Consider the following 2,498-nt stretch of genomic DNA (forward strand, 5'->3'; position numbering starts at 1 on the left):
CCATGTCAATGGAAAGGCTGTCCGCTCCTGTGGAGAAACCCTTGAAGAAGTAGCCGGGAAAAACATCATTACAATCGAGGGACTCTCTGAAGATAATCAACATCCTGTTCAGCGTGCTTGGGCAGAGATTGATGTTCCTCAATGTGGCTATTGTCAACCAGGATTTATCATGGCGACAGCAGCTTTTATTAAGATGATGCCAGAGCCCGAGGATCAAATGATTGACCGCCTCCTAACAAATATATGCCGCTGTGGAACCTACAACCAAGTACGGGCTGCCATTCACCGAGCTGCTGAAATTCAAAAGGAGGAAGCATGAAAATTGTTGCACTGAATCGGCGAGATTTTTTAAGAAGCTCAGCACTAGTTACAGGTGGACTTTTATTGGGATTCGAGGCATCTGCTGCCGCTGAAGTCCAAAGTGTTTCTTCCCAGTTAGGACCCTTCCTTCAAATGACTAATCAAGGAAAAATTCGATTGGGGGTCCCCGTGGTGGAGATGGGGCAGGGGATCTATACTTCCCTAGCCATGAGTGTAGTTGAAGAACTGGAGATGACTTTGGACCAAGTTGAGGATATCCAGACAATTTTTCATCCGGCCTTCAAGAACCCTATCGTGTCTTACATGACCAGCAATAAGTTGCAGTTGCAGATGACTGGGGGCAGCACGTCTCTTATGGGGTGGGGCAAATATTACCAAAATATCGGTGCCACTGCCCGAGAAATGATAGTTTCTGCAGCAGCAAATGAATGGGATGTCTCACCAAATAATCTCACAGTAGATGGTGAGTATGTAATTAATACGATTACAGATAAAAAACTTAGTTACGGTAAACTTGTTGAGAAAGCTACAAAATTAAAGATTCCTGAGAATCCCAAAATCAAGGAATCGATTGAATTTAAAACTATTGGCAAGCCAATTAAGAGGTGGGATACATCATCCAAAATCAGTGGGAAAGCGGTATTTGGTGCTGATATTCAATTACCTGAAATGCTTTATGGAACCATTAAAAACACACCCATTCTTGGAAGCAAAATTATTGGGATTGATGAATCCAAAGCTAAATCGATTGATGGCTACATCACTTCCATACCACTTGAAGACATGGTTATTGTAGTAGCAAGTTCAACTTGGTCAGCAATGCAAAGCGCTTCAAAAATAATTATTAACACTGAGGGGGGAAATGTAGATCTCAACAATGAATCAATAAAAATGCGATTGCACGAAGACTCAAGGCAAGAGGGGGTCCAAGCTGGAAATAAGGTGGGCAACGTTGAAAAGGGATTTTCTACATCTTTAACCATTGTTGAACGTGAGTACGAACTTTCCATTCAAGCCCATGCGGCAATGGAACCGTTAACCGCTTCCGCAAATGTTACAAAGGATCAATGCGAATTTTGGGGGCCAGTTCAGGTGCAAGACATACCTGTAATGGTTGCATCACAAGTGACCGGTCTTACTCCAGATAAAATCAAAATAAATACAACTTTTTTAGGCGGTGGTTTTGGTAGAAAAACAGAAGCAGATTTTGTTGTACCACCGATTGTAGCATCCAAGGTTTTGGGTAAACCTGTTCAAATCACTTGGAGCAGAGAGGAAGATTTGTGGGGTGGATTTTATAGACCACCATCACTAGTTAAATTGAAAGCAGGACTTGATACAAAAGGGTTACCAACTTCTTTTGAGGCCAAATTAGTATCACCGTCATCGTCCCTTCATATTGCGCAAGCTCTAGGATCTTTCTTCCCACCATGGATTTATGAAAATGGTTACGATCTTTTCATCGTAGAGGGTATGCCTCAGCAACCTCTTGATGATATTGAAAATCAATATTTAATTCCAAATATTGATGTCAAGTACGTGCCCTCAGATATTGATATGAAATGGGGATTTTGGAGAAGTGTTGGGGCTGCAGGGAACAAATTTGCAATAGAGAGCTTTATAGATGAGATAGCTCAAATTAGTGAGGCAGATCCATTAGAGCTTAGGACAAAATTGTTAAAACATAACAAACGTTCTTTGAACGTTTTAGAGAAAGCAAAACTGCAAAGCAATTGGGGCAAACCACAGAAAGGCCATTTCCAAGGTTTTGCTTATGCGGATTCACTAAACTGTATACAGGCACAGGTTGCAGAAATTTCAATCAATCAAAGAGGTCAAATTGACATTCACAAAATCACTTGTGTCTTAGACTGTGGACCCACCCATAATCCTCACTTAGTGCATCAACAAGTTGAAGGATCTATAATCTTTGGACTCAATGCTGTAATTCTTGGAGAAATTAACATTCAAAATGGACAGATTGTTGAGAGTAATTATGATGATTATAAAATGCTAAGATTGAAGGACACCCCCCCAATTGACATACATCTAGTTGCAAGTAGCGCCAAACAAGGGAGAATTGGAGAAATTGGTACGCCAGTTATTGGCCCTGCAGTAGCCAACGCTGTGTTCGCTGCAACAGGCAAACGTGTGAGGAGACTCCCAATTCGAAAGGA

At 41.5% G+C, this 2,498-nt stretch carries 2 protein-coding genes; both read left to right on the forward strand.

Annotated features, from left to right (window positions below):
• The coding region (locus P8O70_03130) for a 2Fe-2S iron-sulfur cluster-binding protein (protein ID MDG2195876.1) at window positions 1-319 on the forward strand (319 nt) is incomplete at its 5' end.
• A partial coding sequence (locus P8O70_03135; GenBank protein MDG2195877.1) for a molybdopterin-dependent oxidoreductase occupies window positions 316-2,498 on the forward strand: 2,183 nt, incomplete at its 3' end. The genes P8O70_03130 and P8O70_03135, both read left to right, overlap by 4 nt.

The sequence above is a fragment of the SAR324 cluster bacterium genome, assembly GCA_029245725.1.
Classification (GTDB): domain Bacteria; phylum SAR324; class SAR324; order SAR324; family NAC60-12; genus JCVI-SCAAA005.